General features: G+C 70.7%; 20 protein-coding genes. 13 read left to right on the forward strand and 7 right to left on the reverse strand.

Annotation, left to right across the window (positions count from 1 at the left end; genetic code table 11):
• The first annotated feature begins 5 nt into the window (after positions 1 to 5).
• A complete protein-coding gene (locus ACJX2R_RS28105; RefSeq protein WP_413102428.1) occupies positions 6 to 503 on the forward strand; it encodes a phosphoribosyltransferase in 498 nt (165 codons plus the stop codon).
• 119 nt (positions 504 to 622) lie between these two features.
• Here the strand turns inward: ACJX2R_RS28105 and ACJX2R_RS28110 are convergent, their stop codons facing one another.
• Together ACJX2R_RS28110 and ACJX2R_RS28115 are read right to left on the reverse strand one after the other, a co-directional pair.
• A complete protein-coding gene (locus ACJX2R_RS28110) occupies positions 623 to 1,579 on the reverse strand; it encodes a Yip1 family protein (RefSeq protein ID WP_413102429.1) in 957 nt (318 codons plus the stop codon).
• Positions 1,580 to 1,778: 199 nt separating this feature from the next.
• Positions 1,779 to 3,347, reverse strand: coding sequence for a VCBS repeat-containing protein (locus tag ACJX2R_RS28115; protein WP_413102430.1), 1,569 nt, complete (start codon positions 3,345 to 3,347; stop codon positions 1,779 to 1,781).
• A 782-nt stretch (positions 3,348 to 4,129) separates the two neighbouring features.
• Here ACJX2R_RS28115 and ACJX2R_RS28120 point away from each other — a divergent pair.
• Positions 4,130 to 7,003, forward strand: a complete 2,874-nt coding sequence (locus ACJX2R_RS28120) for a SpoIIE family protein phosphatase (protein WP_413102431.1) — start codon at positions 4,130 to 4,132, stop codon at positions 7,001 to 7,003.
• A gap of 65 nt (positions 7,004 to 7,068) precedes the next feature.
• Here the strand turns inward: ACJX2R_RS28120 and ACJX2R_RS28125 are convergent, their stop codons facing one another.
• Positions 7,069 to 9,336: a (Fe-S)-binding protein gene (locus tag ACJX2R_RS28125; protein ID WP_413102432.1), complete on the reverse strand. Its 2,268-nt coding sequence runs from the start codon at positions 9,334 to 9,336 to the stop codon at positions 7,069 to 7,071.
• Between the two features lie 311 nt (positions 9,337 to 9,647).
• On the opposite strand from ACJX2R_RS28125, the gene dnaK reads away from it, so the two are divergent.
• The 6 genes from dnaK to proP all read left to right on the forward strand — a co-directional run bounded on the left by dnaK (position 9,648) and on the right by proP (position 16,094).
• Positions 9,648 to 11,516 carry a molecular chaperone DnaK gene (gene dnaK, locus ACJX2R_RS28130; RefSeq protein ID WP_138914664.1) on the forward strand — a complete coding sequence of 623 codons (1,869 nt, stop codon included), beginning with the start codon at positions 9,648 to 9,650 and terminating at the stop codon, positions 11,514 to 11,516.
• A complete protein-coding gene (gene grpE, locus ACJX2R_RS28135) occupies positions 11,513 to 12,166 on the forward strand; it encodes a nucleotide exchange factor GrpE (RefSeq protein ID WP_413102433.1) in 654 nt (217 codons plus the stop codon). The genes dnaK and grpE overlap by 4 nt, the downstream gene beginning before the upstream one ends.
• A gap of 45 nt (positions 12,167 to 12,211) precedes the next feature.
• Entirely contained in the window at positions 12,212 to 13,396 is a 1,185-nt protein-coding gene (dnaJ, locus tag ACJX2R_RS28140) for a molecular chaperone DnaJ (RefSeq protein ID WP_086883960.1), read from the forward strand.
• Position 13,397: 1 nt separating this feature from the next.
• Positions 13,398 to 13,871: a heat shock protein transcriptional repressor HspR gene (locus ACJX2R_RS28145; RefSeq protein WP_044572246.1), complete on the forward strand. Its 474-nt coding sequence runs from the start codon at positions 13,398 to 13,400 to the stop codon at positions 13,869 to 13,871.
• A gap of 186 nt (positions 13,872 to 14,057) precedes the next feature.
• Positions 14,058 to 14,429 (forward strand): cupin domain-containing protein, encoded by a 372-nt coding sequence (locus tag ACJX2R_RS28150; RefSeq protein ID WP_413102434.1) that lies wholly within the window; start codon positions 14,058 to 14,060, stop codon positions 14,427 to 14,429.
• A gap of 129 nt (positions 14,430 to 14,558) precedes the next feature.
• On the forward strand, positions 14,559 to 16,094 hold the full coding sequence (gene proP / locus ACJX2R_RS28155; RefSeq protein WP_413105959.1) for a glycine betaine/L-proline transporter ProP: 1,536 nt from the start codon (positions 14,559 to 14,561) through the stop codon (positions 16,092 to 16,094).
• Positions 16,095 to 16,148: 54 nt separating this feature from the next.
• Here proP and ACJX2R_RS28160 read toward each other — a convergent pair whose 3' ends face one another.
• Positions 16,149 to 16,553: a pyridoxamine 5'-phosphate oxidase family protein gene (locus tag ACJX2R_RS28160; protein WP_413102435.1), complete on the reverse strand. Its 405-nt coding sequence runs from the start codon at positions 16,551 to 16,553 to the stop codon at positions 16,149 to 16,151.
• A 138-nt stretch (positions 16,554 to 16,691) separates the two neighbouring features.
• Here ACJX2R_RS28160 and clpB point away from each other — a divergent pair, with 138 nt between their 5' ends.
• Together clpB and ACJX2R_RS28170 are read left to right on the forward strand one after the other, a co-directional pair.
• A complete protein-coding gene (gene clpB, locus ACJX2R_RS28165; RefSeq protein WP_262703492.1) occupies positions 16,692 to 19,283 on the forward strand; it encodes an ATP-dependent chaperone ClpB in 2,592 nt (863 codons plus the stop codon).
• Positions 19,284 to 19,463: 180 nt separating this feature from the next.
• Entirely contained in the window at positions 19,464 to 20,000 is a 537-nt protein-coding gene (locus ACJX2R_RS28170) for a YbjN domain-containing protein (RefSeq protein ID WP_020869726.1), read from the forward strand.
• 39 nt (positions 20,001 to 20,039) lie between these two features.
• Here the strand turns inward: ACJX2R_RS28170 and ACJX2R_RS28175 are convergent, their stop codons facing one another.
• The 3 genes from ACJX2R_RS28175 to ACJX2R_RS28185 all read right to left on the reverse strand — a co-directional run bounded on the left by ACJX2R_RS28175 (position 20,040) and on the right by ACJX2R_RS28185 (position 23,085).
• A complete protein-coding gene (locus tag ACJX2R_RS28175) occupies positions 20,040 to 21,269 on the reverse strand; it encodes a hypothetical protein (protein ID WP_413102436.1) in 1,230 nt (409 codons plus the stop codon).
• 190 nt (positions 21,270 to 21,459) lie between these two features.
• On the reverse strand, positions 21,460 to 22,641 hold the full coding sequence (locus ACJX2R_RS28180) for a pyridoxal phosphate-dependent aminotransferase (protein WP_413105960.1): 1,182 nt from the start codon (positions 22,639 to 22,641) through the stop codon (positions 21,460 to 21,462).
• A 63-nt stretch (positions 22,642 to 22,704) separates the two neighbouring features.
• Positions 22,705 to 23,085 (reverse strand): VOC family protein, encoded by a 381-nt coding sequence (locus ACJX2R_RS28185; protein WP_413102437.1) that lies wholly within the window; start codon positions 23,083 to 23,085, stop codon positions 22,705 to 22,707.
• Positions 23,086 to 23,280: 195 nt separating this feature from the next.
• On the opposite strand from ACJX2R_RS28185, the gene ACJX2R_RS28190 reads away from it, so the two are divergent.
• From ACJX2R_RS28190 to ACJX2R_RS28200, 3 genes are all read left to right on the forward strand, one after another.
• Complete coding sequence (locus ACJX2R_RS28190; protein WP_413102438.1) at positions 23,281 to 24,225, forward strand: DUF5996 family protein; 945 nt, start codon at positions 23,281 to 23,283, stop codon at positions 24,223 to 24,225.
• A 137-nt stretch (positions 24,226 to 24,362) separates the two neighbouring features.
• Positions 24,363 to 25,208: an SGNH hydrolase domain-containing protein gene (locus ACJX2R_RS28195; protein WP_413102439.1), complete on the forward strand. Its 846-nt coding sequence runs from the start codon at positions 24,363 to 24,365 to the stop codon at positions 25,206 to 25,208.
• Positions 25,209 to 25,224: 16 nt separating this feature from the next.
• A complete protein-coding gene (locus ACJX2R_RS28200; protein ID WP_413102440.1) occupies positions 25,225 to 26,403 on the forward strand; it encodes an acyltransferase family protein in 1,179 nt (392 codons plus the stop codon).
• Positions 26,404 to 26,440 lie beyond the last annotated feature (37 nt).

Genomic DNA, 26,440 nt, shown 5'->3' on the forward strand with positions numbered 1-26,440 from the left:
GCGGCGTGGGTGAGGAGCGCGAGAACCTTACGTATGAGCGGTTCGGGGGCGCGGTCCGTGAGCTGGCGGAGAAGGTCGCCGGTGACGGCTATGAGCCCGACGTCGTGCTCTCCATAGCCCGCGGCGGGGTCTTCGTGGCCGGTGGGCTGGCCTACGCGCTCGACTGCAAGAACATCCACCTGGTGAACGTGGAGTTCTACACGGGCGTGGGGACCACCCTCGACATGCCCGTGATGCTCGCGCCCGTGCCCAACGTGATCGACTTCTCCGACAAGAAGGTGCTGATCGCCGATGACGTGGCGGACACCGGCAAGACGCTGAAGCTGGTCCGGGACTTCTGCCTCGGCACGGTCGCCGAGGTGCGCAGCGCGGTGATCTACGAGAAGTCGCAGTCGCTGGTGAAGTGCGAGTACGTCTGGCAGCGCACCGATCAGTGGATCAACTTCCCGTGGAGCGTGGAACCGCCCGTCGTGCGGCGGGAGGGGCAAGTGCGGGACGCCTGATACCGGTGGCGATGGCGCGTGGATGCGCTGATGGCGCGTAGATGAGGGGCCCGCCTGTGCGGGCCCCTTGGTCGTGCGGGCTGTGGGGCTGTGGTGCGGGCTTTACGGCGTTCTCCGCTTCACAGCGTTCCCAGCTTCAGCAGGCTCAGCAGCGCGATCAGCTGGAGCGCCGACGCGCCCAGTGCCTTCTGCCACGGCAGGTCGTGCGACTTGCTCACCATCGAGGTGAAGAGCGCGCCCGCCGCCAGCCAGGTCACCCAGCCCAGCACCTTCACCAGCGAGCTGTCCCCGCCCAGGAAGAGCGCGAACACCAGCCGCGGCGCGTCCGTGATCGACATGATCAGCATCGACAGGCCGATGGTCGGCGCCCAGGTGCCGTCGCCGCCCAGCTGGCGGGCGAGGGTGTGGGTGACGGCGCCCAGGATCAGTCCACTGATCAGCATGGCGACGCCCGCGGTGAGCACCCACGGGATGCTGTTGGACATGGGGGCGTTGAGGACGTCCTTACGGGCGTCATCGAAGCTGAAGACCGCCAGCAGACCGTAGACGAAGGTCACGATCAGCGCCGGGCCCCACACCGCGTAGTCCCGCATCTGCCAGAAGGTGGCCGACGGGCGCAGCACGATGCCGCTCAGCAGCTGTTGCCAGTGCAGCCGGGGGCCGGCGGGCGGGGCCGTGGAGGAGCCGGTGCGGTATGTCTGCCCGCCGTAGCCGTCGTCGTACGAACCGGGGCCCTGGCCGTACGGGTCGTACGCGTCGGGCGCCTCGCCGACGCTGAACTGCTGTGTATGGCCCGAGTTGTTGTCGGCGTAGTTGCCGCCGCCCGGTCCGTACGGTCTCTGCCCCTGGCCGTAGCCTCCGGGGCCGGGGCCCTGCCCGGGCCCGGGGCCGTAGTGCGGGTCCTGGCCGCCGAAATACTCCGGCTCTCCCTGTGAGGAGGGCTGCTGCCACTGCGGCTGCTGCTGACCGCCGTACGGGTCGTTCTGTCCGTACGGCGGCTGCGGCGGCCGCTGCCGCTGCCCTTGTTGCGCGGAGTGGGAGTCCCGTCCGCGTCCGATCCTGAATCCAGCCACCATTCGAACGTACCCGGTCGTCGCGGGCCGGGTGCGGGAGCTGTGTGGGCGGACCGGGCATTGCGGCCGAGCTGTGACATCCCCTAGGGGGTCCCTTATGGGTTTTCCCCCGGTGATGGGTGGGGGCGGCTGGTTTGACCCCGGCGTTGGCCCTGCGTTCGCCCGTCCTGTCCGCGTTCTAGTTCGCCTCCTGGGCCGCGTCCTAGTTCGTGTCCGCCGCGAACGGCTTGCTGCTGAAGGCCGTCTTGTCGGCCGTGCCGTCCGTGATCCACCACCACTCGGGACGTTCGCCGTACCGCGAGAAGGCCAGACCGGGGCCCCACGCCAGGACGACCTCGTCCTTACCGTCGTGATCGAAGTCCGCGACGCCGTAGAGCCGGGCCGCGCGCTCGCCCTTACGGATGGTCTTGCCGTCCACGACGGCTGGTGCCGCGCGGGTCAGCAGATGGCGCCCGGCGACCCGGGTCGTGGTGGGGTGGGAGCCCCGCAGGGTGAGCAGCTCGACGCCGCCCCGCCCGAGCGAGACGGCCAGTTCATCGGTGCCGTCGCCATTCGTATCGGCGGCGGCCAGGGTGCCCGACATGCCGGGCACCCTGAGGGGGCGCGGAACCGAACCGGACGTCCGCGCCGCCCCCTTGTGGTAGACGCTCACCGTCTTGCCGATGTCCGGCCGCTCCGTCTCCACGCCCGGCTCGTCGTTACGGGTGCCGCTGTCGCCGACCGCGACATCGCGGCGGCCGTCGCCGTCGAAGTCGCCGAAGGCGATCGAGTTGCCCTCGCGCAGTCTGCGGCCCGTGTGGCCGAGGCCGTGGGACCCGGCGGCGAGGAGGGTGGAGCCGGACTGGTCGTTGTCGTTGAGCGCGTGCACCACCAGATCGGTGGCGCGGTGGCCGTCGGCGGTGTCCGCGATCGTGTCGGCGATGAGATCGCCGATCTCGCCGTGCCCCTCCAGCGGGCTCGCGTACGGCACGGTCCGGGCGGCCTTGCCCGCCCGGTTGAACGGTCCGTACAGCACCAGCAGCGAGTGCCGGTCCGCGCGGACCAGGGCCAGGTCGTGGTGGCCGTCGCCGTTGAAGTCGCCGACGGTGGGGCGCTGGGCGTCCACGCCGTCGTCCGGGCCGGTCAGCTGGACGCGGGCGGCGGAGCGGGTGCCCTGGGGGCCGCCGGGGCCGCCCCAGGAGATGTAGGGGACGGTACGGACGGTGGCCTGGGTGCGTTCGGTCTCCTGCTTGCCGAGCGCCTCGCCCGCCGTGGTGGTGACGTCGGCGTAGCCGTCGCCGTCGAGGTCCGCCGTCGCCACCTCGGTCGCGCCCGCGACGGTGACGTCCTGGGACGGCAGGCCGAGGTCGCGGTGGCGGAGCACGGTGCGGGTGGCGGGATTCAGGCCGTGGGACGAGCCGTGGACGAAGGCGATCCGGCTGGGCAGCCCCCCTTTGGCGGACGGGACGGGGACGCGCAGATCGGGGTAGCCGTCGCCGTTGACGTCGTCCGGCAGCCGGCTGCCCTTGCCGTGGGGGACGGGTGCGGTCGCGGTGGGGGTGATGACGGACCCGGTGGCGGAGCCGTCGCGCTCGCCCCGTGCGCCGTCGTCGGGGCCGCAGGCGGTGAGCAGCAGCGCCAGACAGGCCGTACCGGCGGCGACGGCGGTGGTGAGGGAAGTGACGGCAGAGGCGGCTGAGGCGGGGGAGACGCGGGGGATGCGGGGGAGGGAGCGGCGGTGGGGGCCCGGGACGCGGCCGGGTGGTGCTGTGGGGGGAGGTGCTGGCGTCATCGGGCCACCTCAACCCATCAGGGCGGCTGAGGCCATGGGGCACGGCACTTCGTTACGAGGGTGATGCCTGGCGCTCCGGCGGGCCGTGCCTCGGTGATCTTTCCGGCGGATGCGGGATCGATCAGTCCGCTTGACTGTAAAGATGACCTTTGGAGCACAAGGGCCGTCCAGGACATTTACGGATGTCGCGTTGGGCATGATCCTGTAGGGAATTCGCAACGTCGTTGTGAGAAGGGATACTTCACGGCCAGTATCGGTACGTCCGGCGGGGAACTTCGATGCGGAAAAACGGGGGCAACCATGTGCTTAACGCACGGTGTGCGGATGACGGGTGAGGCGACGAGACCGGTGGAAGAGGGCGCGGGCGGGGTGTAGTCGCGATGTCGGACGGGAGTGCTCGGCCAGCGGCGGAGGACGCCGCTCGCCTGCCGCTGAGCGAGGGTGCTAAAAATAGCGACATGGCCGGACTTTTCGGTCGACCACGGGTTCCGCTGGCCCGCACGATGACCGACTGGCGCCCACGCGGTCGGCGTGAGGGGCCCCGCTCGGCATGGGAGCGACGTGGGCGGCGCGTTCAGCAGGACACGCGGGACCGACAGGACCGACAGGACCAGCGAGGCCAGCGAGACGAGCGAGACCGGCGAGGTCAGCGCGATCAGCGGGATCAGCGAGGTCAGCGCGACCAAGCCGATCCGCAGGGCCCGCCGGGCCCCCATGACCGCTGGGGTCCGCAGGGTCGGCAGAGCGCGTACGCCCGGCTGAGCCCGTCTGGGAGGCCGCCGGTGCGCACCAGCTGGAGCGGCCGTGGACCGGGCCCCGGCTCCGGCCCCGGCGGCGGTCCCGGCGATCCCCACGGCCGCGGTCCCAACGGCCGCGGTCCCCACGGCCGCGGCTATGGGCGGCGGCCCCGCTGGAGCCCGGTGCGCGGCGTGCGCACCGTGGCCGGGCAGGTCTTCGTCCTCCAGGTCGGCGTCGTGCTGCTGCTGGTCGTCGCCGCCGTCGTGGCGCTCGTTCTCCAGTCCCGCTACGACAGCGAGCGGGAGGCCCGTAACCGGTCCATGGCGGTCGCCGAGAGCTTCGCGAACGCGCCGGGCATGGTGAGCGCGCTGCGCGGCCACGATCCCAGCGCCGTGCTCCAGCCGCTCGCCGAGCGGGCCCGTAAGGGCTCCGGGGTCGATTTCGTCGTGGCCATGACGCCGCAGGGGATCCGCTACACCCACCCCAACCCGGCCCGGATCGGCAAGCACTTCATGGGCAGCATCCGCCCGGCGGCCGAGGGCCGGACGGTCCAGGAGACCTTCACCGGCACGCTCGGCCTGTCGGTACGGTCCGTGGTGCCCGTCAAGGACGCCCAGGGGAAGGTCGTCGGCCTGGTCGCGGCCGGTATCACGATCAAGAAGGTGAGCGGCGCCGCCGACCACCAGCTGCCGTTGCTGTTCGGCGCGGCCGCGGCCGCCATGGCGCTCGCCACGGCGGGCACGGCCCTGGTCAGCAGGCGGCTGCGGCGCCAGACCCACGGGCTGGACCCGTCCGAGATGACGCGGATGTACGAGCACCATGACGCGGTGCTGCACTCGGTCCGCGAGGGCGTGCTGATCGTGGGCGGCGACGGACGCCTGGTGCTGGCCAACGATGAGGCGCGCCGGCTCTTCGACCTCCCGCCGGACGCCGAGGGCCGCCTGGTGTCCGAGCTCGGCTTCGATCCGCACACCGCCGCGCTGCTGGCGTCCGGGCGCCCCGCCACCGACGAGGTCCATACGGCGGGTGAGCGGCTGCTGTCCGTCAGCCACCGCCCCACCGACCGCGACGGCGGCCCGCCCGGCAGCGTCGCCACCCTGCGCGACACCACGGAGCTGCGCGCGCTGTCCGGCAAGGTCGACCTCGCGCGCAACCGCCTCAAGCTGCTCTACGACGCGGGCGTCTCCATCGGCACCACGCTGGACGTGGTGCGCACCGCCCAGGAGCTGGCGGAGTACGCGGTGGCCCGGTTCGCCGACTACGTCTCGGTGGACCTCGCGGACTCGGTGCTGCGCGGCGAGGAGCCCCCGGACGGGGTCTCGGGCCTCGGCGGCCCGGATGCGGGCTCGTGGGCCGCCGTGGCGGCCGCGGACGGCGGCCGTACGGTCCTGCGCCGTACGGCCCTCAGCGGCATCCGCGACGACGGCCCGCTCTACCCGCTCGGCATGCTGATCGAGTTCGGTCCGAGCGCGCCCCAGGCCCGGGGCTTCCGCAGCGGGGCGGTCACGGTCGAGCCGGTCCTGGGCGACTTCGGCGGCTGGCAGGAGCAGGACCCCGAGCACGCCCGCCGGATCGTGGACTACGGCATCCATTCGATGATCACGGTCCCGCTGCGGGCCCGGGGCGTCGTCCTTGGCGTGGCCAGCTTCATGCGCGCGGAGAAGCCGGAACCCTTCGAGGAGGACGACGTCTCCCTCGCGGAGGAGCTGGTCACCCGGGCCGCCGTCAGCATCGACAACGCCCGTCGCTACACCCGCGAGCACACCATGGCGGTGACCCTCCAGCGCAGCCTGCTGCCCCGGATGCTGCCGGAGCAGAACGCGCTGGATGTGGCGTACCGCTATCTCCCGGCGGAGTCCGGCGTCGGGGGTGACTGGTTTGACGTCATTCCGCTGCCGGGGGCGCGGGTGGCGCTGGTGGTGGGGGATGTGGTGGGTCACGGCTTGCACGCGGCGGCGACGATGGGGCGGTTGCGGACGGCGGTGCACAACTTCTCCACGCTCGACCTTCCGCCCGATGAGATCCTCTCTCACCTGGACGATTTGATCGCCCGGATTGACCAGGACGAGGGTCCTGGTGGGCCGGACGGCGACGGCAGCGCCGGCGGGGGTGGCAGTGAGGGGATCACCGGGGCGACGTGTCTGTACGCGATCTACGATCCGGTGACGCGGCGTTGCACGATGGCGCGGGCCGGTCATCCGCCGCCCGCGCTGGTGCGTCCGGACGGCTCGGTGGAGTTCCTGGACCTGCCCGCGGGGCCGCCGCTGGGCCTGGGCGGGTTGCCGTTCGAGACGGCGCAGCTGGAGCTGCCCGAGGGCAGCCATCTGGTGCTCTATACGGACGGGCTGATCGAGAAGCGCGACCGGGACATCGACACCGGTCTGGAGATGTTGCGCGGCGCCCTCGCCCACCCCGGCCGGACGCCTGAGGACGCCTGTACGGCGGTGCTGGACGCGCTGCTGCCCGATCGCCCGAGCGATGACATCGCGCTCATCGTGGCCCGTACGAGGGTGCTGGAGCCCGGTCTGACCGCTGACTGGGAGGTGCCGTCCGATCCGGCGCGGGTGGCCGGGGTGCGTGCCGCGGTGGCCCGGAAGCTCGCGGAGTGGGACCTGGGCGATGTCGCGTTCACGACCGAGCTCATCCTCAGCGAGCTGATCACCAACGCGATCCGCTACGCGACCGGCCCGATCCGGGTACGGCTGCTCTGCGACCGCAGCCTGATCTGCGAGGTCTTCGACTCCAGCAGCACCTCCCCGCATCTGCGGTACGCGGGGACGACGGACGAGGGCGGCCGGGGGCTCTTCCTGGTCTCGCAGTTCGCCGACCGCTGGGGCACCCGCTACACCGCTGACGGCAAGGTCATCTGGACCGAGCAGGCGCTGCCGCTGTCGAAGAACGGCAAGCCGCGACCGTAGACGTACGAAGCGAGGCCCGCCCGCGCAGTGCGCGGGCGGGCCTCGTCATGGCCGACGCGGGGGCGTCACTTCACCGGCGCGGGCTCCGGGGCCTCGGTCGACTCGCCGTCGCCCTCCGGCTCGGCGGGGGTCTTCACCGAGTCCAGGAGCAGCTGCGCCACGTCCACGACCTGGAGCGCCTCGCTGACCTTGCCGTCGTTCTTCTTGCCGTTGACGGAGTCGGTCAGCATCACCAGGCAGAACGGGCAGGCGGTGGAGACGATGTCCGGGTTGAGGGACAGCGCCTCGTCCACGCGCTCGTTGTTGATGCGCTTGCCGATCCGCTCCTCCATCCACATCCGGGCGCCGCCCGCGCCACAGCAGAAGCCGCGCTCCTTGTGGCGGTGCATCTCCTCGTTCCGCAGCCCCGGCACCTTGGCGATGATCTCGCGCGGCGGGGTGTAGACCTTGTTGTGGCGGCCGAGGTAGCAGGGGTCGTGGTAGGTGATCAGACCCTCGACCGGGGTGACCGGGACCAGCTTGCCCTCGTCGATGAGGTGCTGGAGCAGCTGGGTGTGGTGGATGACCTCGAACTCGCCGCCCAGCTGCGGGTATTCGTTGGCGATCGTGTTGAAGCAGTGCGGGCAGGTCGCGACGATCTTCTTCGATGACTTCGGCTTCTTCGACGATTCGTCTTCGTCGTCCTCGCCGAAGGCCATGTTCAGCATCTCGACGTTCTGCTGGCCGAGCTGCTGGAAGAGGAACTCATTGCCCAGGCGGCGGGCGGAGTCACCGGTGCACGCCTCGTCGCCGCCCATGATCGCGAACTTGACGCCCGCGATGTGCAGCAGCTCCGCGAAGGCCTTGGTGGTCTTCTTGGCCCGGTCCTCCAGGGCGCCCGCGCAGCCGACCCAGTACAGGTAGTCGACCTCGGTGAGGTCCTCGATGTCCTTGCCGACGACCGGCACCTCGAAGTCGACTTCCTTGGTCCACGCCAGCCGCTGCTTCTTGGCCAGCCCCCAGGGGTTGCCCTTCTTCTCCAGGTTCTTGAGCATCGTGCCCGCCTCGGACGGGAACGAGGACTCGATCATCACCTGGTAGCGGCGCATGTCCACGATGTGGTCGACGTGCTCGATGTCCACCGGGCACTGCTCGACACACGCACCGCAGGTGGTGCAGGACCACAGCACATCGGGATCGATGACGCCGTTCTCTTCCAGCGTCCCGATCAGCGGGCGCTCGGCCTCCGCCAGCGCGGCCGCGGGCACCTCGGCGAGCTGCTCCTCGCTCGCCTTCTCCTCGCCCTCCGCCGTCTTGCCGCCACCGGCGAGCAGATACGGGGCCTTGGCGTGGCTGTGGTCGCGCAGCGCCATGATCAGCAGCTTGGGCGAGAGCGGCTTGCCGGTGTTCCACGCGGGGCACTGCGACTGGCAGCGGCCGCATTCGGTGCAGGTGGAGAAGTCGAGGATGCCCTTCCAGGAGAAGTGCTCGATCTGCGAGACACCGAACTGGGCGTCCTCGTCCGGGTCCTCGAAGTCGATCGGCTTGCCCTCGCTCACCATCGGCTGGAGCGCGCCGAGCGCGACCTCGCCGTCCGCGTTCCGCTTGAACCAGATGTTGGGGAAGGCGAGGAAGCGGTGCCAGGCGATGCTCATGTCGAGGTTGGTGCTGACCGTGATCATCCAGATCATGGTCGTGCCCAGCTTGATCATCGCGAAGAAGTAGGTCAGGTTCTGCACCGTGTCCACGCTGAGCCCGTCGAAGAGCTGGACCAGCGGATACGAGGCGAAGTACGCGGGCTCGTAATGGTCGACGTGGTGCAGTGCGCCCTCGGTGCCGCGCAGCGCCATGATCGCCAGACCGATGATGAGGATGACGTACTCGACGAAGTACGCCTGCCAGGCGGTGGATCCCGCGAACCGGGACTTGCGGCCGGCCCGGCTGGGCAGGTTCAGCAGCCGGATCGCCATCAGCGTCAGGATGCCCAGCGTGGTCATCGTGCCGATGAACTCGATATACAGCTCGTAGGGGAGGAAGCCGCCGAGGACCGGCAGCGTCCAGTCCGCCTGGAAGAGCTGGCCATAGGCGTTGATGATGGTCGGTGGCAGGGTCAGGAAGCCGATCGCCACGAACCAGTGGGCGACGCCGATGACGCCCCACTTGTTCATGCGCGTGTGCGCGAGGAACTCCCTGACCAGGGTCACGCTGCGCTGCCAGGGATTGTCGGTCCTGGCCCCTGCCGGGACCGGCGCGCCGAGCTTGAAGAAGCGCACGAACTGTGCGACGGCCCGGCCGAGCAGGGCAACGCCGACCGCGGTGAGGACCAGCGACACGATGATCGCGGCGAGTTGCATAAGGGGCTCCTCGAACCTGCGAGAGCTGGATTACTAAGCAGTACTCGATTACTAAGCAGTAACTTAATGTGGCTTGACCGAGATTACCCGCCCGGACGGGCACCCATGTAGTCGACGAGCTGGTGATCTGTGTCGCTCACTTGGCCCCTCCCCTCCTTCACTTGGTCCCTCCTCCGCCTCTTCCGTGACCGCTTGGGCGTAAGCCTCATATAAAACTTGAGCCCTGTCGACTCAGGTCTGTTGACAGCGACAGATCGGGTGATGCACGCTTGAGCCTGTTCCACTCAATGCTGTAGCTGGAGGATCCCGAAATGGCACGTGCGGTCGGCATCGACCTGGGTACGACGAACTCCGTCGTCAGTGTTCTCGAAGGCGGTGAGCCCACCGTCATCACCAACGCCGAGGGCGCCAGGACCACGCCGTCCGTTGTGGCGTTCGCGAAGAACGGCGAGGTGCTGGTCGGCGAGGTCGCCAAGCGCCAGGCGGTGACCAACGTGGACCGCACCGTCCGCTCGGTCAAGCGCCACATGGGCACGGACTGGAAGATCAACCTCGACGGCAAGGACTTCAACCCGCAGCAGATGAGCGCCTTCATCCTGCAAAAGCTCAAGCGGGATGCGGAGTCGTACCTCGGCGAGAAGGTCACGGACGCGGTCATCACCGTCCCGGCGTACTTCAACGACGCCGAGCGCCAGGCGACCAAGGAAGCCGGTGAGATCGCGGGCCTCAACGTCCTGCGTATCGTCAACGAGCCTACTGCCGCCGCGCTCGCCTACGGGCTGGAGAAGGACGACCAGACCATTCTGGTCTTCGACCTCGGCGGCGGCACCTTCGACGTCTCGCTGCTGGAGATCGGCGACGGCGTGGTGGAGGTCAAGGCCACCAACGGTGACAACCACCTCGGTGGTGACGACTGGGACCAGCGCGTCGTCGACTACCTGGTCAAGCAGTTCAACAACGGCCACGGCGTCGACCTGTCCAAGGACAAGATGGCCCTCCAGCGCCTCCGCGAGGCCGCTGAGAAGGCGAAGATCGAGCTCTCCAGCTCGTCCGAGACCACCATCAACCTGCCCTACATCACGGCGTCCGCCGAGGGCCCGCTGCACCTGGACGAGAAGCTCACCCGCGCCCAGTTCCAGCAGCTCACCTCCGACCTGCTGGAGCGCTGCAAGACCCCGTTCCACAACGTCATCAAGGACGCGGGCATCTCGCTGTCCGAGATCGACCACGTGGTCCTGGTCGGTGGCTCGACCCGTATGCCCGCCGTCGCCGAGCTCGTCAAGGAGCTGACCGGCGGCAAGGAGGCCAACAAGGGCGTCAACCCGGACGAGGTCGTCGCCATCGGCGCCTCCCTCCAGGCCGGTGTCCTCAAGGGCGAGGTCAAGGACGTCCTGCTGCTGGACGTCACCCCGCTGTCCCTCGGCATCGAGACCAAGGGCGGCATCATGACCAAGCTGATCGAGCGCAACACGACCATTCCGACCAAGCGCTCGGAGATCTTCACCACGGCCGAGGACAACCAGCCGTCCGTGCAGATCCAGGTCTACCAGGGCGAGCGCGAGATCGCGGCGTACAACAAGAAGCTCGGGATGTTCGAGCTGACCGGGCTGCCGCCCGCGCCGCGCGGGGTGCCGCAGATCGAGGTCACCTTCGACATCGACGCCAACGGCATCATGCACGTCGGCGCGAAGGACCTCGGCACCGGCAAGGAGCAGAAGATGACCGTCACCGGCGGCTCCGCGCTGCCGAAGGACGACATCGACCGCATGATGCGCGAGGCCGAGCAGTACGCGGAGGAGGACCACAAGCGCCGCGAGGCCGCCGAGACCCGCAACCAGGCCGAGCAGCTGGTCTACCAGACGGACAAGTTCCTCAAGGACAACGAGGACAAGGTCCCGGGCGAGGTCAAGACCGAGGTCGAGGAGGCCCTCACCGAGCTGAAGGAGAAGCTCAAGGGCGAGGACACCGCCGAGATCCGCACCGCGACCGAGAAGGTCGCCGCGGTCAGCCAGAAGCTGGGCCAGGCCATGTACGCCAACACCGAGGCGGGCGCGGCCGACGCCGGTGCCGCCGGTGCGGCGGGTGCCGAGGGCGGCCAGGCCAAGGCCGATGACGATGTGGTGGACGCCGAGATCGTCGACGACGACAAGGCCGACAAGGGTCAGGGTGGTGCCGCGTGACGGAGGAGACCCCGGGCTTCGAGGAGCAGCCCGACGTCCCCTCCGAAGCCGCGCAGACCCCCGACGACGCGGCGAAGGGCGCCGGGTCCGCCGACAAGGCGGGCCCGGCGGCCCCGGCCGGGGACCTCGAGCAGGTAGCCCTTCAGGCACAGCTGGACCAGGTCCGTACCGCGCTCAACGAGCGGACGACCGACCTCCAGCGGCTCCAGGCGGAGTACCAGAACTATCGGCGCCGGGTCGAGCGGGACCGGGTGACGGTCAAGGAGATCGCGGTGGCGAGCCTCCTGTCCGAGCTGCTGCCCGTGCTCGACGACATCGGCCGCGCCCGTGACCACGGCGAGCTCGTCGGCGGCTTCAAGTCGGTGGGCGACTCCGTGGAGGCGGTGGTGGCCAAGCTGGGCCTCCAGCAGTTCGGCAAGGAGGGCGAGCCCTTCGACCCGCTGATCCACGAGGCCCTGATGCACTCGTACGCGCCGGATGTCACCGAGACCACGTGCGTGCAGATTCTCCAGCCGGGGTATCGAATCGGCGAGCGTACGATCCGCCCGGCGCGGGTCGCCGTCGCCGAGCCCCAGCCGGGAGCCGCCTCCGGCAAGGAAGGCGAGAGCGCGGCGTCGGACGAGGAGAGCGGTGGCCCGGAAGAGGGCTGACGTGACGGTGACCGCGAGAGCAGCAGGAGAGGAGGGACGTCGGGGATGAGCACCAAGGACTTCGTGGAGAAGGACTACTACAAAGTCCTCGGCGTCCCCAAGGACGCCACCGAGGCGGAGATCAAGAAGGCGTACCGGAAGCTCGCCCGCGAGTACCACCCGGACGCCAACAAGGGCGACGCCAAGGCGGAGGACCGGTTCAAGGAGATCTCCGAGGCCAATGACATCCTCGGGGACCCCAAGCGGCGCAAGGAGTACGACGAGGCCCGCGCGCTGTTCGGCAACGGGGGCTTCCGCCCCGGGCCGGGCGGACCGGGCGGCACCGGCAGCTTCAACTTCGACCTGGGCGACCTCTTCGGCGGTGGCGCGCAGGGCGGTGGAGGTGGCGGCGCCGGCGGCTTCGGCGGCGGGCTCGGGGATGTCTTCGGCGGGCTGTTCGGCCGCGGCGGCACCACCCGTGCCCAGCCGCGCCGGGGCCAGGACATCGAGTCCGAGGTGACGCTCAGCTTCACCGAGGCCGTCGAGGGGGCCACCGTCCCGCTGCGGATGTCCAGCCAGGCCCCGTGCAAGGCCTGCTCGGGCACCGGCGACCGTGACGGCACCCCGCGGGTCTGCCCGACCTGCGTCGGCACCGGCCAGGTCAGCCGGGGCGGCGGGGGCGGCTTCTCGCTCACCGACCCGTGCGTGGAATGCCGCGGCCGCGGGCTGATCGCGCAGAACCCGTGCGAGACCTGCAAGGGCAGCGGACGGGCCCGTTCCGCCCGCACCATGCAGGTCCGTATCCCCGCGGGGGTCAGCGACGGCCAGCGGATCAGGCTGCGCGGCAAGGGCGCTCCGGGCGAGACCGGCGGCCCGGCCGGCGATCTGTACGTGGTCGTGCACGTCGACCCGCATCCGGTCTTCGGCCGCAAGGACGACAACCTGACCGTCACCGTGCCCGTCACCCTTCCCGAGGCGGCGCTCGGCGGCGAGATCAAGGTCCCGACCCTGGGCGGCCCGCCGGTCACCCTGAAGCTGCCGCCCGGCACGCCCAACGGACGGACCATGCGCGCCCGGGGCAAGGGCGCGGTACGCAAGGACGGCACCCGCGGGGACCTGCTGGTCACCGTCGAGGTCACGGTGCCGAAGGACCTGAGCGACCCGGCGCGTGACGCACTGGAGTCGTATCGCGAGGCGACCGTGGGAGAGGACCCACGGGCGGAGCTGTTCAAGGCCGCGAAGGGAGCTTGAGATGGACGGCCGAGGAGGAATCGGAGGCAGGGCCGCTGGCCGACCCCGCAACCCCTATGAGCTGACCGAGGATTCGCCGGTCTACGTCATCTCGGTGGCCGCCCAGCTCTCCGGGCTGCACCCGCAGACCCTGCGTCAGTACGACCGCCTCGGCCTGGTCTCCCCGGACCGTACCGCCGGCCGCGGCCGGCGGTACTCCGCGCGCGACATCCAGCTGCTCCGCCAGGTCCAGCAGCTGTCCCAGGACGAGGGCATCAACCTCGCCGGGATCAAGCGCATCATCGAACTGGAGCACCAGGTCGCGGCCCTCCAGGCCCGGGTCGCCGAGCTCCAGGCCGCGGTCGAGGGTGCCGCGACGGCCATGCAGCAGCGCGAGGCCCAGGTCCACGCCTCCTACCGCCGCGACCTGGTCCGCTACCAGGACGTCCAGCAGAGCAGCGCCCTGGTGGTCTGGCGCCCCAAGCGCCCGGAGTAGAACCCGGCGCAGCGCCCGGAGCAGCGCCCCGGCGCGCGGCTCGATCGCGACATGAGCGCGGGCCCGGTGACCGTCCTTACGGTCAGCGGGCCTTCCGCATGCCCGGGACATGCCCGGGACCCCTTGGCCGGGCGCGCCGATGGCGCGACCCGGGCGCACCATGGAGATATGGGAGGAGGTATCCCAATGGTGGAAGTCAAGACGATCGAGAAGCCGGACGAACGGCGTGACTTTCCCGGAGGCCATATCGAGGCCCTGCATCTGACCGGGCTGGATTTCGCCGTGGGCACCTTCGAGCCCGGATGGCGCTGGCGGGAGTCGGTGCGGCCGATCGTGGGGACCGATCTGTGCGAGGTGCACCACAGGGGGATCGTGGTCCAGGGCCGGATGCGGCTGCGTACGGCCGATGGCGCGGAGGCCGAGGTGGGGCCCGGGGACGCGTATGTGGTGCCGCCCGGCCATGACGCCTGGGTGATCGGCGATGAGCAGGTCGTGGTGTACGACGTCGGCGGGCAGATGGCGGAGACCTACGCGAAGTCCAGCGATGCCGGGGCGTGAGCCCGGGGGCGGGAGCGGCGTCGGGTAGCGGTTCAGCCGGCGGCAGGGGACGAGATGACTACCGGTCCGAGACCACCGCGCGGCCCCCGCCGCGGAGGATGGCCGCACGGCAGTGCCCGTACCGACCAGCTGATCCGGACGCTGCTGCGCCGCCGCAAGGAGTCGCTGGCGATCGAGGACGTCACCGTCGTCGACAAGCCGGGGATGCGCCGCGCCGTCGCGGCGACGGCCATCGGCAACACCATGGAGTGGTTCGACTTCGGCGTCTACGCGTATGTCGCGGTCACCCTCGGCCATGTCTTCTTCCCCGCCGACGACCCCGCCACCCAGGTGGTCTCCACGTTCGCCACCTTCGCCGTGGCGTTCCTGGTGCGGCCGCTGGGCGGGCTGGTTTTCGGGCCGCTGGGCGACCGGATCGGGCGGCGGCGAGTCTTGTCCACCACCATGATCATGATGGCGGCGGGCACCTTCGGGGTGGGCCTGCTGCCCGGTTACGACGCGATCGGCTTCGCCGCCCCGCTGCTGCTCCTGGCCTGCCGGGTGGTGCAGGGCTTCTCGACCGGCGGTGAGTACGCGGGGGCGACCACGTACATCGCCGAGTTCGCGCCCGATCAGCGCCGTGGCTTCCTCGGCAGCTGGCTCGACTTCGGCACCTTCATCGGCTATTCGCTGGGCTCCGGCCTGGTCACCGTGCTCACCGCGGCCATCGGTGAGACCGGGATGGTGGACTGGGGCTGGCGGGTGCCGTTCCTGGTGGCGGGGCCGCTGGGACTGATCGGTCTGTATATGCGGCTGCGTCTTGAGGAGACCCCGGCGTTCCAGCAGGAGGCCGAGCGGGCGGCCGAGGCGGCGGAGGCGGCGGCGGCCCATGGCGAGCCCCGGCCGGTGGAGGAGGCGCGCCAGTCCGGGCGGGGGCGGCTGAAGGAGATCTTCACCCGGCACTGGCAGGCGGTGCTGATCTGCATGGGGCTGGTGCTGATGTACAACGTCACCAACTACATGGTGACGTCGTACCTGCCGACGTTCATGACCTCCACGCTCGGCGACGACGCCACCAAGGCCCAGGTGCTGGTGCTGGGCACCATGCTGTTCGTGGTGCTGGCGATCACGGTGGTCGGTCGCACGTCCGACCGCTGGGGGCGGCGGCCGCTGTTCCTGTTCGGCAGCGTGGGCATGATCGTGCTGGCCGTTCCGGCGGTGGTGCTGATCCGGGAGGGCGGCGTTCTGCTGCCCGTGATCGGCTGTCTGATCCTGGGCGCGATGCTGGTCACCTTCGCGGGGACGAGCGCCGCGACGCTCCCGGCGCTGTTCCCGACCCGGCTGCGCTACGGTGCGCTGTCGATCTCGTACAACCTCTCGGTGTCGCTGTTCGGCGGGACGACACCGCTGCTGGCCTCGTGGCTGGTGGCCACCACGCACAACACGCTGGTGCCCGCCTTCTACCTGATGGTGGCGGGCGTCATCGGGCTGATCTCCACGGTGTTCCTGCACGAGACGGCGGGGAAGCCGCTGCGCGGTTCGGGGCCCATGGTGGAGACCGAGGAGGAGGCGCGTACGGCGGTGGCCGAGAGCCGCACGGCGGCCGGGCGGCGCGCCCGCGACGTCTGGATCCGGCTGCGCCACCCCTGGGCGGGGGCGGGTCACCGGAAGGAGGACGAGGAGTGAGAGACCTCAGGCCAGAAGGGGTGGCGGCCCTCGCGCCAGGAGGAGTGAGAGACCTCAGGCCCTTCCCATGGCCCGGGTGAGGGCGATCTCGATGACGACGCGGTCCGGGTTGGGGCGGGGGGTGCGCTGGTAGCGCTCGGCGTAGCGGCGTTCGGCGTCCGCGATCAGCTCGGGCTCCTCCCGTATCACCGCGAGCCCCTCCAGCGTGGCCCACCGCCTGCCCGCCAGCTGGCAGACCGCGACCCGCGCACCGCCCTCGCCCGCCGCCCGGACATGGGCGACCTTACGGCTGTGACGGTTCGCGATGACGCGGGCGAGCCCGGCCTCGGGGTCGTAGGTGACGCCGACCGGGACCACATGCGGGGTGCCGTCCGGGCGTGGGGTGGTCAGGGTGCACACATGGCGTTCGCGCCAGAAAGCGAGGTACTCGGGATCGGGGTTGCGGGGATCGACGGACATGGCCCAGAACCTAAGGCATGGTCCGGAACCCAAGGCCAGAGGGGATGGCGTTCGCGAGGTTGAGTGGAATAGACTCAACTTTACGGAGGTTGGGTAGGGCAGGGATGGGAAGATCGGAGCGAGGAGGAGCACAGGGACGTGGATGCCGAGCTGACCAACAAGAGCCGGGCGGCGCTGAGCGCCGCCAATGACCGGGCGGTGTCCTCCGGGCATGCGGACATGACGCCCGCGCACCTTCTGCTCGCCCTGCTACAGGGCCAGGACAACGAGAACGTGATGGATCTGCTGGCCGCCGTAGAGGCCGACGCGGCCCTGGTGCGCGACGGCGCCGAGCGGCTGCTCGCCGCCCTGCCCAGCGTCCAGGGCTCCACCGTGGCCCCACCGCAGGCCAGCCGCGACCTGCTGGCCGTCATCGCGGACGCCACCCAGCGGGCCAGGGAACTCGGGGACGACTACGTCTCCACCGAGCACCTCCTCATCGGCATCGCCGCCAAGGGCGGCCAGGCCGGGGAGCTGCTCGACCAGCAGGGGGCGGGCGCCAAGAAGCTGCTCGCCGCGTTCGAGAAGGTCAGGGGTGGACAGCGGGTGACGACGCCCGATCCGGAGGGCACGTACAAGGCGCTGGAGAAGTTCGGCACGGACTTCACCGCCGCCGCGCGCGAGGGCAAGCTGGACCCGGTCATCGGCCGGGACCAGGAGATCCGCCGGGTGGTGCAGGTGCTCTCCCGGCGCACCAAGAACAACCCGGTGCTGATCGGCGACCCGGGCGTCGGCAAGACGGCCGTCGTCGAAGGGCTCGCCCAGCGCATCGTCAAGGGCGATGTGCCCGAGAGCCTGCGCGACAAGCGCCTGGTCGCCCTCGACCTCGGCGCGATGGTCGCGGGCGCGAAGTACCGCGGTGAGTTCGAGGAGCGGCTGAAGACCGTCCTGGCCGAGATCAAGTCCAGCGACGGCCAGATCATCACCTTCATCGACGAGCTCCACACCGTGGTCGGCGCGGGCGCCGGCGGCGACTCCGCGATGGACGCGGGCAATATGCTCAAGCCGATGCTGGCCCGCGGTGAGCTGCGCATGGTCGGCGCCACCACCCTCGACGAGTACCGCGAGCGGATCGAGAAGGACGCCGCGCTCGAGCGCCGCTTCCAGCAGGTGCTGGTGGCCGAGCCGACCGTCGAGGACACCGTCGCCATCCTGCGCGGGCTCAAGGGCCGCTACGAGGCCCACCACAAGGTGCAGATCGCCGATGGCGCGCTGGTGGCCGCCGCCGCCCTCTCCGACCGGTACATCACCTCCCGCTTCCTGCCGGACAAGGCCATCGACCTGGTGGACGAGGCGGCCTCCCGGCTCCGGATGGAGATCGACTCCTCGCCCGTGGAGATCGACGAGCTCCAGCGGTCGGTGGACCGGATGCGGATGGAGGAGATGGCCCTCGCCCGGGAGACCGACGAGGCCAGCAAGCAGCGGCTGGAGAAGCTGCGCCGCGACCTCGCCGACAAGGAGGAGGAGCTGCGCGGCCTCACCGCCCGCTGGGAGAAGGAGAAGCAGGGCCTCAACCGGGTCGGTGAGCTGAAGGAGAAGCTGGACGAGCTGCGCGGCCAGGCCGAGCGCGCCCAGCGCGACGGCGACTTCGACACCGCCTCCAAGCTGCTGTACGGGGAGATCCCGGCGGTCGAGCGGGAGCTGGCCGAGGCGTCGGAGGCCGAGGCCGAGGTCCAGGGGGACCGCCCGACGATGGTCAAGGAGGAGGTCGGCCCGGACGACGTGGCCGATGTGGTCGCCTCCTGGACCGGCATCCCCGCGGGCCGGCTGCTGGAGGGCGAGACCCAGAAGCTGCTGCGCATGGAGGACGAGCTGGGCAAGCGGCTGATCGGCCAGACCGAGGCCGTACGGGCCGTCTCGGACGCCGTGCGCAGGACCCGGGCGGGCATCGCCGACCCGGACCGGCCCACCGGTTCGTTCCTCTTCCTCGGCCCCACCGGCGTCGGCAAGACCGAGCTGGCCAAGGCGCTCGCCGACTTCCTCTTCGACGACGAGCGGGCCATGGTCCGCATCGACATGAGCGAGTACGGCGAGAAGCACAGCGTGGCCCGGCTGGTCGGCGCCCCGCCCGGATACGTCGGCTACGAGGAGGGCGGCCAGCTCACCGAGGCGGTGCGCCGCCGCCCGTACAGCGTGGTGCTGCTGGACGAGGTGGAGAAGGCCCACCCCGAGGTCTTCGACATCCTGCTCCAGGTCCTGGACGACGGGCGGCTCACCGACGGCCAGGGCCGGACGGTGGACTTCCGCAACACCATCCTGGTGCTCACCTCCAACCTGGGCAGCCAGTACCTGATGGATCCGCTGCTCGGTGAGGAGGAGAAGAAGCAAAGCGTGCTGGAGACCGTGCGGACCTCCTTCAAGCCGGAGTTCCTCAACCGCCTGGACGACCTCGTGGTCTTCTCCGCGCTCAGCGGCCCGGAGCTGGCCCGGATCGCCGAGCTCCAGATCGCCATGCTGGCCCGCCGCCTCGCCGACCGCAGGCTCACCCTCGACGTCACCCCGGCCGCGCTGGAGTGGCTCGCCGAGGAGGGCAACGACCCGGCGTACGGGGCGCGCCCGCTGCGCCGGCTGATCCAGACCGCGATCGGCGACCGGCTGGCCAAGGAGATCCTCGCCGGGGAGGTCCGGGACGGCGACAAGGTCCGGGTGGACCGGATCGGCGACGATCTGCTGGTGGGCCCCGCGCAATAGGGGCCCGGGGCCGCTCGGCACCCCCGGTCCGGCCGGTCCTCGCGGCCGTCGTTCGGGCTGTCGTTTCGCCTGGCGTCTCGGCTGTCGTTTCGGCCGGATCGGGCAATGTACGGCCGGGGTTGCACGGCGGGGGCGGGTGTGAGGGAGGATGGCGGTATTCCATACGAAGGGAAATCCACGGTGAGCATCGACCCGTCCTCGATTCCGAATTTCGGGGGTCAGCCCGAGCCCGAACCGACGGGTCCGAGCGGCCCCGTGCTGCCAGACCAGGACCTGGTCAAGCAGCTGCTGGAGCAGATGGAGCTGAAGTACGTCGTCGACGAGGAGGGGGACCTCGCCGCGCCGTGGGAGCAGTTCCGCACCTACTTCATGTTCCGCGGTGAGGAGGAGCAGCAGGTCTTCTCCGTCCGCACGTTCTACGACCGTCCGCACGGCATCGATGAGAAGCCGCGGCTGCTCGAGGCGATCGACGACTGGAACCGCCGCACCCTGTGGCCGAAGGTCTACAGCCACACCAATGACGACGGCACGGTCCGGTTGATCGGCGAGGCGCAGATGCTGATCGGCACCGGCGTCAGCCTGGAGCACTTCGTGTCCTCCACGGTCAGCTGGGTGCGGGCTTCGATCGAGTTCGACCGCTGGCTGGTCGAACAGCTCGGTCTGGAGGCCGACATCGAGTCGGACGGCGACGACAAGCCGGGCGACGACGAGGCCTGAGCGGCCGAGCCGCACATCGGCCGGAAAGGCCGTTCGCGGTCAGACCGGGCTGGTCGCCATGGTCAGCAGATACGTCCCGTAGAGACAGGAGAGCCCGGCCAGCGCGCCGCCCACCAGGACGGCGGTGCGCGGCCGGGCTCTTGCCATCGCCAGCGCCGCCGGGAGCAGCAGCGGGAAGGCGGGCAGCAGGAAGCGCGGCTTGGACGCGAAGTAGTTGGCGCCGGCGAGGGCGATGAACACCACGACGAGGGTGTAGACGGCCAGCGGCAGGGGCGGTGGCCGCAGCGCGAGCCCGACCAGGGAGATCAGCGAGGCGCCGACGACGAGCAGCGCCATGTAGTGCGCCAGATGGCCGCTCCCCATGATGTGCGGCGGATGGCCGTTCCCCATGATCAGGGAGCGGGCGGAGCGGAAGCCGCTCGCACCGAGGTCGAGATACGTGCCCCAGTCGGCCTGGACGTCCAGATAGCCGCGCCAGGTGCCGCGCCGCACCCCGACCCACGCGGCGTAGCCGAGCCAGCCCAGCGGTGACAGCGCGGCCCCCGCCCACACCCGCCAGGACGTACGCCCGCCGCGGCGCCGGATCTCGGCGGCCGCGCAGACGCACACGGCCGCCGCGACCGCGATCCCGTTGGGCCGGGTGGCCCCCGCGCACAGCGCGAACGCCCCGGCCGACACCCAGCGCCCGGTCAGCAGCGCGTATAGCGACCAGGCCTCCAGCGCCGTCAGCAGCGACTCGGTGTACGCCATGGACTCGACGACCGCATGCGGCAGCAGCCCCCACAGCGCGACCAGCGCCAAGGCCACCCGCCGTCCGTATAGCCGCTCCCCGACCGCGTGGATCCCCCAGGCCGCCAGCCCGGCCGCGGCCCAGGCGATCAGCAGCCCGGCCGTCACCGCGCTCATGGGGACGATGTCGGCGACGGCCCGGATCAGCGCCGGGTAGAGCGGGAAGAACGCGAGATCGCTGAAGCTCAGGCCGGGGTGGGTGACGGAGGGGCGGCTGGTGCCGTAGCCGTGCTGGGCGATGCCCACGTACCAGAGGCTGTCCCAGTAGTGCCCGAGCCGCGTCCGCGGATGCTCCCCGGCGTGCCGGGCGCCCAGCGCCACGCAGCCGATCCCGGCGGCCCGCACCGTCGCGTACACCGCGAGCGCGAGCCACGCCCGCCCCAGTGACGCCCCGATCCGCCCCAGTACCCGCCGCCGTTCCGCCGCCTGCCGCCGGGGCGGCTCCGGGGTCCGTGTGGACGCGGCGGTGTCGACGGACACGGAGACCTCCGGTGCGGGCACACGACGGGCACGCGATGGGCGCGCTACGAGCACTCGACGGACCTGCGCCGAGCCCCCGGGAGGGGACGGACCAGGGGGCTCGGCGGACACACCGACCATCCGCCAGGCCGCGGACGCCCGCGACCGGGGGAAGTCCAACCGGGGGAGCGGGGCGACCGGCGGTGGCGCGTCAGCCCTGGGCGAGGGTCTTGAGGCGGGCCACGGCGTCCGTAAGGACCTCTTCACGCTTGCAGAAGGCGAACCGGACGAAGGGGGAGCCCTGGTCCTGGTGGTCGTAGAAGACCGCGTTCGGGACCGCGACCACACCGCAGCGCTCGGGGAGGGAACGGCAGAAGGCGAAGCCGTCGGTCTCGCCGAGGGGGCGGATGTCGGTGGTGATGAAGTAGGTGCCCGAGGGGCGGAAGACGTGGAAGCCCGCGTCGGTCAGGCCGTAGGCCAGCAGATCGCGCTTGGCGCGCAGATCGTCCCGGATGCCGTGGAAATAGGCGTCGGGGAGGGCCAGCGCCTCGGCCACCGCGTACTGGAAGGGGCCCGCCGAGACATAGGTGAGGTACTGCTTGGCCGAGCGCACCGCCGTGACCAGCTCGGGGGCGCCGGTCACCCAGCCGACCTTCCAGCCCGTGAACGAAAAGGTCTTTCCACTGCTGCTGATGGTGACCGTCCGCTCGCGCATCCCGGGGAAGGAGACGAGCGGGGTGTGCCCGGCGCCGAAGACGAGGTGCTCGTAGACCTCGTCGGTGACCACCAGCAGATCGCGCTCGACGGCGAGCTCGGCGACCGCGGCCAGCTCATCGCGGGTGAGCACGGTGCCGGTGGGGTTGTGCGGGGTGTTGAGCAGGATGAGCCGGGTGCGGTCGGTGACGGCGGCGCGCAGCTCGTCCAGGTCCAGCCGGAAGGCGTCCCCGTCCGGGCGCAGGGTGACGGGCACGCGGACGCCGCCCGCCATGGCGACACAGGCGGCGTACGAGTCGTAGTACGGCTCCAGCGCGATCACCTCGTCGCCCGGCTCCACCAGTGCCAGCAGCGACGCCGCGATGGCCTCGGTGGCGCCCGCGGTGACCAGCACCTCGGTGTCGGGATCGAAGCCCAGGCCGTACCAGCGCCGCTGGTGCTCGGCGACGGCGTTACGCAGCTCGGGCACGCCGGGGCCGGGCGGATACTGATTCCCCCGCCCGTCCCGCAGCGCACGGACGGCGGCCTCGCGCACCTCCTCGGGGCCGTCGGTGTCCGGAAAGCCCTGCCCGAGGTTGATCGCGCCGGTGCGCACGGCGAGGGCGGACATCTCCGCGAAGATCGTGGTGCCGAAGGCGGCCAGTCGGCGGTTGAGCGGCGGTCGTCCCATGGCGCCCATACTCCGCCGAACCATCGGCCTCCATCAACTCTGCCCCTGCCCGGCGTGGGGTAAAGGGCGACGTCAGGGCCAGACGTTGGCCTGTGCCCGAAATGCCTCGGGGTCGCTTTCCACGGGCAGCACGCACACCAGGTGGCCACCGGGAACTCGTAGCACCCGGCACTCCTGCCACCGCGAGATCTGCTCGGCACCCAGGGCGAGCAAGCGCGTGGTTTCCGCCTCGACGTCGTCGGTCTCGATGTCCAGGTGGATACGGGGTGCGTCGTCGACCGCTTGGACGGCGGTGACCAGCCCCGGCAGTGCCTCATGAAGCGTGGTGAACTGCGGCTCCGGCGCAAACGGCTCAGCGGTGACGCCAAGAGCCGCCGACCAGAAGGCGATCGCCCGGGCGGCCTCGGCTTCGGGCGTGTCGAGCAGGACGGCGTACACACGGCTCCGATGCATGTACGGCAACTACCCCCATGAGCCGAAAGCCAGTCGCGGCGCGCTCACCGCATAGCGCGGTCGGCTGACGGTGGCGGGGCGCACTCGCTAGTTTTCTGCGGTCGTTTTTGGCCTCGAGGAATGCGGGTACTCGGCCGGGCCGGAATCCAACGACCGCGCGTTGTCGCCAGAGCGGTGAGTTCCGCGGGAGGCGAGATGGCCGAGCAGAGGACACAGCAGGTCGGCGCCTGGCCGCGGCTTCGGCTGGAGGACTGGGCCGAGACCCGGGACACGCTGCACATGTGGACCCAGATCGTCGGCAAGATCCGGCTGGACCACGCGCCACCGGCCAATCAGTGGTGGCAGGTGACCTTGTATGTCACCCCGCGCGGGCTGAGCACGTCCACGGTGCCGTACGGGACCGGGGCGTTCGATATCGAGTTCGATTTTATCGAGCACCGGCTGGGGATCCGGGTCAGCGACGGAAGCCGGCGCGAGCTGGCGCTGGAGTCCAAACCGGTGTCCCAGTTCTACTCGGAGATCATGGGCTTGTTGGGGGACCTGGGCATCCAGACCCGGATGTATCCCCGGCCGAACGAGGTGCCCGTGGCGATCCCGTTCCCGGAGGACCACCGGCACGCTGCGTACGACCCGTACGCCGCACGGCTCTTCTGGGGGCAATTGCTGAACGCGCACCGGGTGTTCGGGGAATTCCGGTCCCATTTCGTCGGCAAGGCCAGCCCCGTGCATTTCTTCTGGGGGGCGATGGACCTGGCCGTCACCCGTTTCTCCGGCCGCACCGCGCCGCCGCATCCCCCCGGCGGGGTGCCGAACCTGCCGGACCGGGTGACGCGGGAGGCGTACTCCGTCGAGCTGTCCAGTTGCGGCTTCTGGCCCGGCGGCGGGGAGGAGGGCGGCTTCTACTCCTACGCCTACCCCGAGCCCGCCGGTTTCGCCGACCAGCCGGTCCGGCCCGCGACGGCCTCGTACCGGCGGGATGTCGGCGAATTCGTGCTGCCCTACGAGGCGGTGGCCACCGCGCCCGACCCGGACCGGACGCTGAGCGAATTCCTGCACAGCACCTATGAGGCGACCGCCGAACTGGCCGACTGGGACCGCGCGGTCCTGGAAGCCGACCCCGTTCACTGGGAGCACCGCTAGGCCCGGTCCGGCCCGGCTCGGGGCGAGCTCGCTGACACGCTTCCGGCTTCGCGCGCTTCATGAGCGTCTGTTGCCCGCTGTATGAGCAAATGATGACGGCGGGCAGAAGGCGCCATCCGAGCTGTTCTGCTGGGCGCATGAACAGCAACCACACATCCCGTTTCGGGTATCGGTGTACGTACTCCCGGCGCCCCTCCCGCCACGTCCTGACCACGGTGGCCGCGGCCGCGCTCGGTGCCGCCCTGGTCGGGTGCGGCGGCGGCCCGGACACCGGTGCTCGGGCGGAGGGGAAGAGCACGACGACGGACGAGGTGAGGCGGACCGGTACGAAGGTGCTGTGGATGGGCGACTCCATTGCGGGCGCCGAAGGCCCTGCCCTGGGCGCGGCCCTGAAGGCCGGCGGCGTGGAGTTCAAGGACGCCTCGTCCGACGGCGGGGGCACGATTGTCGCCAGCCACGAGAAGATCACGAAGATGATCGCTGCCGACACCTGGCGGCGACTGGCCAAGGACGCCGAGTCGTTCCGGCCCACCGTGGTGGCCTACCAGGTCACCACGTACGACTGGGGAAGCCGGGATCAGCAGCGCGCCGCCTACGAAAAGCTCGTCAGGACGGCCAAGGACGCCGGGGCCAAGACGGTGTTCGTGCCGACCCCGCCCATCAAGATCGACGGGTTCTACAAGAAGTACGCGTCGCAGATGCGTACCGCTTCCCCGGTAGCCAAGGAGGTCGCCGACAACAGCGGCGGCGCGGCGGGGTTTCTCGATGCCGCGCGGCTGTGGGGCACCGATGCCTCGGTGAAGAAGGCTCAGCGCGCTTCCGACGGGATCCACAACTGCCAGCAGGGAGCGGCTTCCTTCGCAGCCTGGTTCACCACGGAGCTCGGCAAGAAGGAGGGCTTCACACCCGCGGCCGTGGAGACATGGGCCAACGGTTCGTGGACCGGTGATGACCGGTTCGCCAGGCTCAAGTGCGACGGCTGAGGAAGCGGCGCATCGTATGAGTGAGCGTCGTGCGCACATCGCCGCCCTCGACGGGTTGCGCGGGTTCGCGGTCGCGGCCGTGTTGCTCTTCCACGCCGGGCTTCTGCGCGGCGGCTTCCTCGGGGTCGATCTGTTCTTCGTGCTGTCCGGGTTCCTGATCACCGGGCTGCTCCTCGGTGAGGCGGCGGGGCGCGGCCGGATCGCCCTGGGCGCGTTCTGGGGCCGCCGTGCCCGTCGGCTGCTGCCCGCCCTGGTCTGCGTGGTGGTCGTGACCATGGTGGCGATGTGGGCCTGGGGCGCCCCGGCCCAACTGCGGTTCGCACTCGACGACGTGCCGTGGGTCGGGGCCCAGGCCGTCAACTGGCACTACATCGCCGAGCAGATCGGTTACTGGAATGACTCCGACAGCCGGGCCTTCGCCCATCTGTGGAGCATCGGCGTGGAGTGGCAGTTCTATCTGGCCTGGCCGCTGGTGGTGACGGTGGCGGCCCGGGGCCGGTACGGCGAGCGGATCGTGGCCCTGCTCGCCGGGTCGGGTGCCCTGGTCTCCCTCGCCCTCACCGTCTCGCTCGGCGCCGCGGTGGACACCACCCGCGCCTACGAGGGCACGGACACCCGCGCGGCCGCGCTGCTGCTCGGGGCGCTGGTGGCCACCGCGCCGGTACGCGATCTCGTGCGCCAGGTGCCGCGCCGCACGGCCGACCTGGTCTGCCTGGCCTTGGCCGGCGCGCTCGCGGTGGCGTGGGCGATGACCGGGGGTGAGAAGGCACCGCTGCTCTTCCAGGGCGGCCTCTTCCTGCACTCCCTGGCCGCGGCGGTGCTGATCGTCCTCATGGCCCGGATACCGGGCAGCCGCGCGGCCCGGATCGCCGGCGGCCGCCTGCCCCGCCGCATGGGTGAGGTCTCCTACAGCCTGTACCTGTGGCACTGGCCGGTGTATCTGCTGCTGTTGCCCCGGCTCTCCGGGCTCGGGGACTGGGGCGCCGCCGCCGTGGCGATCGGGGTGTCGCTGGTGGCCGCCGCGGTGACGAAGCGGCTGATCGAGGATCCGGTACGGTTCCGCTCGGGTTGGGCATGCGGCCGGCGCGGCCAGGCCGCGGTGGCGGCACTGGCCCTCGCAGGGGTCGCGCTGTGGATGGCGATCCCGGTACCGGTGCTGGGCGCGGGTACCGTCGACATCAGCCGGCTGCGGTGATGATCCACGCGAACGGGCGGCGGCAACGGGCGGCGGC

The sequence above is a fragment of the Streptomyces sp. Inha503 genome (assembly GCF_047215865.1).
Classification (GTDB): Bacteria; Actinomycetota; Actinomycetes; order Streptomycetales; family Streptomycetaceae; genus Streptomyces; species Streptomyces lycopersici.

What these genes read in the sequence shown, in the direction of transcription:
- ACJX2R_RS28110 (WP_413102429.1), bottom strand. Translation starts at nt 1,579, where the DNA reads ATGGTGGCTGGATTCAGGATCGGACGCGGACGGGACTCCCACTCCGCG.
- ACJX2R_RS28115 (WP_413102430.1), bottom strand. Translation starts at nt 3,347, where the DNA reads ATGACGCCAGCACCTCCCCCCACAGCACCACCCGGCCGCGTCCCGGGC.
- ACJX2R_RS28125 (WP_413102432.1), bottom strand. Translation starts at nt 9,336, where the DNA reads ATGCAACTCGCCGCGATCATCGTGTCGCTGGTCCTCACCGCGGTCGGC.
- dnaK (WP_138914664.1), top strand. Translation starts at nt 9,648, where the DNA reads ATGGCACGTGCGGTCGGCATCGACCTGGGTACGACGAACTCCGTCGTC.
- dnaJ (WP_086883960.1), top strand. Translation starts at nt 12,212, where the DNA reads ATGAGCACCAAGGACTTCGTGGAGAAGGACTACTACAAAGTCCTCGGC.
- ACJX2R_RS28145 (WP_044572246.1), top strand. Translation starts at nt 13,398, where the DNA reads ATGGACGGCCGAGGAGGAATCGGAGGCAGGGCCGCTGGCCGACCCCGC.
- ACJX2R_RS28150 (WP_413102434.1), top strand. Translation starts at nt 14,058, where the DNA reads ATGGTGGAAGTCAAGACGATCGAGAAGCCGGACGAACGGCGTGACTTT.
- ACJX2R_RS28160 (WP_413102435.1), bottom strand. Translation starts at nt 16,553, where the DNA reads ATGTCCGTCGATCCCCGCAACCCCGATCCCGAGTACCTCGCTTTCTGG.
- ACJX2R_RS28180 (WP_413105960.1), bottom strand. Translation starts at nt 22,641, where the DNA reads ATGGGCGCCATGGGACGACCGCCGCTCAACCGCCGACTGGCCGCCTTC.
- ACJX2R_RS28185 (WP_413102437.1), bottom strand. Translation starts at nt 23,085, where the DNA reads ATGCATCGGAGCCGTGTGTACGCCGTCCTGCTCGACACGCCCGAAGCC.
- ACJX2R_RS28190 (WP_413102438.1), top strand. Translation starts at nt 23,281, where the DNA reads ATGGCCGAGCAGAGGACACAGCAGGTCGGCGCCTGGCCGCGGCTTCGG.
- ACJX2R_RS28195 (WP_413102439.1), top strand. Translation starts at nt 24,363, where the DNA reads ATGAACAGCAACCACACATCCCGTTTCGGGTATCGGTGTACGTACTCC.
- ACJX2R_RS28200 (WP_413102440.1), top strand. Translation starts at nt 25,225, where the DNA reads ATGAGTGAGCGTCGTGCGCACATCGCCGCCCTCGACGGGTTGCGCGGG.